General features: G+C 72.9%; 4 protein-coding genes. 3 read left to right on the top strand and 1 reads right to left on the bottom strand.

The annotated features are described in order from the left end of the window. On the top strand, window positions 1-382 hold a 382-nt coding region (locus tag LQV45_RS21765), incomplete at its 5' end, for a M23 family metallopeptidase (protein ID WP_230008784.1). 55 nt (window positions 383-437) lie between these two features. Here LQV45_RS21765 and LQV45_RS21760 read toward each other — a convergent pair. Then, complete coding sequence (locus tag LQV45_RS21760) at window positions 438-971, bottom strand: inorganic diphosphatase (RefSeq protein WP_230008783.1); 534 nt, start codon at window positions 969-971, stop codon at window positions 438-440. A 221-nt stretch (window positions 972-1192) separates the two neighbouring features. Here LQV45_RS21760 and tilS point away from each other — a divergent pair, with 221 nt between their 5' ends. Then, complete coding sequence (tilS, locus tag LQV45_RS21755) at window positions 1193-2188, top strand: tRNA lysidine(34) synthetase TilS (RefSeq protein ID WP_230008782.1); 996 nt, start codon at window positions 1193-1195, stop codon at window positions 2186-2188. A 156-nt stretch (window positions 2189-2344) separates the two neighbouring features. Further along, a partial coding sequence (locus LQV45_RS21750; RefSeq protein ID WP_230008781.1) for an iron-containing alcohol dehydrogenase occupies window positions 2345-3425 on the top strand: 1081 nt, incomplete at its 3' end.

Raw genomic sequence — 3425 nt, 5'->3', positions numbered from 1 at the left:
GGGCTACGGTCCCCGGGCCGGCCAGTGCGGCGCCAGCTACTGCGCGAGCACGTGGCACCTCGGCCTGGACTTTGGCGCCGGATGCTGGTCGCCCATCTACGCCGCGTCGAGCGGCCGCGTGACCTACGCCGGCTACAACGGCGGCTACGGCAACTACATCCGCATCCAGCACGACGACGGGTCGGGCACCGGCTACGCGCACATCGTCAACGGCGGCATCTACGTCTCGAACGGTCAGCGCGTCTCGGCCGGTCAGCAGATCGCCGCGACCGGGCAGACCGGAAACTCCTTCGGCTGCCACCTCCACTTCGAGGTCTACCCGCCGTGGGGCGGCACGACCGACCCGGCCCCGTGGCTCCGCGATCGCGGCATCTGGGTCTGATCCACGCGAAAGCCCCCCGGTCGCCGACCGGGGGGCTTCGTCGTGATCGGGGAGATCAGAGGGTGTTGGGGGATTCGCCCTCACCCTGCGTCTTGGTCTGGGCGTCGTGCTCCTCGAAGCGCGCGAAGGCTTCGCCGACCAGGCGCTCGGCCTCGGCGGCATCCGCCCACTCGTCGACCTTGACCCACTTGTTGGGCTCGAGGTCCTTGTAGTGCTCGAAGAAGTGCGAGATCTCCTTCTTGGTCCACTCGTCGATGTCGTCGACATCCTGGATGTGGTCCCAGCGCGGGTCCTTCGACAGCACGGCCACGACCTTGTCGTCGCCGCCGGCCTCGTCGCTCATCTTCAGCACGCCGACGGGGCGCACCTTGGCCAGCACGCCGGGGTAGAGGTCGCGGTCGAGGAGGACCAGCACGTCGAGCGGGTCGCCGTCTTCGCCGAGGGTGTTCTCGAAGAAGCCGTAGTTGGCCGGGTAGCCGAACACCGTGTACAGGATGCGGTCGAGGAAGACCCGGCCGGTGCCGTGGTCGACTTCGTACTTCACGCGGCTGCCGCGCGGGATCTCGATGACGGCGTCGTACGCGCCCATACGTGTGCTCCTTAGATCGGTGGCTTTCCGCCGCCCAGCCTAGCCGGGGCGTCCCCGCCGCCGTCGGCTTCGCCGCTCACCGCGACACAACGAAGGAGATCTGCGAGGGGCCCCGCCGATTCCCGGCCGCCAGCCGTGCCCGGGCGACGGATTTCCTTCGTTGTGTTCGCCGGGGTGTCGGGAGTGCGGGCGCGCGGGCGTCGACGGATAGCGTGGATGCCATGCAGGAGCGACGACCCGGACTCGACCCCGCCGTCGCGGAGGTGCGGCGTGCGGTGCGGGCGAGCCTCGAGGGGCGCAGCGGTGCCGTCGTCGTCGCGCTCTCCGGCGGTGCGGACTCGCTCGCGCTCGCGGCGGCGACCGCCTTCGAGGCACCGCGGCTCGGCATCCGCGCCGAAGCCGTGGTGATCGACCACGGACTCCAGCCGGGCTCCGCCGCGATCGCGGAGAGGGCGGCCGAGGTCGCCCGCGGGCTCGGGCTGCTCGCCCGGGTGGTCGCGGTCGAGGTGCGCGCGGGGAACGGGCCCGAGGCTGCGGCCCGCGCGGCGCGATACGCGGGTCTGGCGCGCGCGGCCGCCGAGGTCGGAGCCGACGCGGTGCTGGTGGGGCACACGCTCGACGACCAGGCCGAGACGGTGCTCCTCGGGCTCGCGCGCGGATCGGGGACGACGAGCCTGTCGGGCATGGCCCCCGAGCGCGGGGATGCCGCCGGCCCGGTGCTGCTGCGCCCGCTTCTCGCCGTGCGGCGCGAGACCACGGCCGCCGCCTGCGTCGCGGACGGACTCGACCCGTGGCGCGACCCCCACAACTCCGATCCCGCGTTCGCGCGCGTGCGGGTGCGCGAGAACGTGCTGCCGGTGCTGGAGGCCGAGCTCGGGCCGGGCGTCGCCGAGGCCCTCGCTCGCACCGCCGATCAGCTGCGCGAGGACGCCGCGGCGTTCCAGGAGATGATCGACGAGACGATCGAGGACATCGTCGAGCACGCCGAGGCGGGGATCTCGGTGTCGGTCGCGGCGCTCGCGGCGAACCCCGCCGCGCTGCGGAACCGCATCGTGCGGCACGTCGTCGAGAGCGAGTTCGGTGTCGCCCTCACCCGGACGCAGACCCTCGAGGTCGCGCGCCTGGCCACCGACTGGCGCGGCCAGGGCCCCATCGACCTGCCCGGCTGCCTCGCGCGTCGGGTCGGCGGCCGGATCGAGATCGTCGCGCGCGGCTGAGTCGTCGCTCGTCGCCGATTCGCGCGCCGATCCGGTCGTCGCGCTGCTCGCGCGCGCCCCTTGACGGGTCCGCGAGGCCTTCCTAGACTCACGGGACAAACATATTCACGTACTGAATGAATATGCATACGTCCGATTCAGAGTCGAAGGCTGGACATGAGCGCGTTCTCCCGCATCGCAGACCCCACCGACCTCGAGGCCGTCCGGGCCGCGATCGCGGATGCCGAGCGCCCCGAGGGCCTCGTGCCCCTCGGGCTGCGCAACCTCGTGATCGCGCCGGATGCCGCCGCCCTCGCGTCCGCGCACGTCCGGGCCCTGCTCCCCGACGGCACCGGTCGTGCGACCGTCGCGCTCCTCGTCGACGCCACCCGCATCCTCTCGGGCGACACCGACCTCAAGGAGACGGTGCGCCGCGCCCTCGAGGAGGAGTTCGTCGTCGCCGGCACGGTCCTCGGCGAACCGGGACACCTCCACGTCGACGACGCGGCCCTCGACGGCGCCACCGCAGCGGTCGCGGGAACGGACGCCGTGGTGGCCGTGGGGTCCGGCACGATCTCGGACATCGCGAAGGTCGCATCGGCGCGGGCGGGCGGCATCCCGCTGGTGATCGTGCAGACGGCCGCCTCGGTCGACGGGTTCACCGACAACGTCTCGGTGGTGCTGCGCTCGGGGGCCAAGCGGACGATCGACTCCCGCTGGCCCGACGTCGTGCTCGCCGATACGACCGTGATCGCCACCGCCCCCGTCGAGCTGAACGCCTCCGGCTTCGGCGAGCTCCAGTCGCTGTTCACCGCGCCCGCCGACTGGTGGCTGGCCGCGCAGGTCGGAACGGACGCCTCGTTCCACACCACGCCCCGCGACCTGCTCCTGGAGTTCGCCGGCGATCCGGCGGAGTGGGGCGCCGGTCTCGGCGAGGGGCGCGCCCGGCCGGTCGAGCAGCTCACCCGCGTCCTCGCCATCCGCGGCATCGGCACCGGGATCGCCGGATCCACGGCCTGTCTGTCGGGCGTCGAACACCTCGTCAGCCACATGCTCGACATGAACGCCGTGGCCCGCGGCGCCGACGTAGGGCTGCACGGTGCCCAGGTGGGGGTGGCGTCGGTGGTCGCCGCGGCGGCCTGGGATCACCTCTTCGCGCAGGCTCAGGCCGGTCGCGCCGTCGTCCCCCCGGTGGGCGATGAGGAGGCGACGGTGCGCGCGGCGTTCGCGGTCTGCGACCCCTCGGGTGCGCTGGGCG

It is taken from the genome of Microbacterium sp. Bi128, assembly GCF_918698205.1.
Note: the sequence above shows the minus strand (reverse complement) of the source record. Positions and strands in the feature narration are given on the sequence as shown.